At 54.7% G+C, this 300-nt stretch carries 1 protein-coding gene; it reads left to right on the forward strand.

Annotation, left to right across the window (positions count from 1 at the left end):
* On the forward strand, positions 1-300 hold a 300-nt coding region (locus J0A66_RS22755; protein ID WP_206576067.1), incomplete at both ends, for a tetratricopeptide repeat protein.

Below are 300 nucleotides of genomic sequence, written 5' to 3' on the forward strand. Positions count from 1 at the left end.
TACATCAACAACTTAACCGCATTAAAAAGCTACTCGGTAATAACCAGCTTACTCTGGCCACCGCCGAAGCTCTGAGGCTGGCCAGCATTTTGCCTGACCAGGCGCGCTGGCATTCCGAACTGGGCTTGGTATTCAACCAGCTTAAACACTATGACCAGGCCATGGGGCTGTTTGAACGGGCTGTCCAACTTGCTCCGGATGCGGCCGATCATCACTACAATCTGGCCACAGTGCAGCGTTTTGTCGGGCGTATAGACCAGGCCCAGCACAGTCTGCAAAAGGCCCTGGCACTGAATCCCC

Origin of the sequence: Bowmanella dokdonensis (genome assembly GCF_017254865.1) — a bacterium.
Lineage (GTDB): Bacteria > Pseudomonadota > Gammaproteobacteria > Enterobacterales > Alteromonadaceae > Bowmanella > Bowmanella dokdonensis.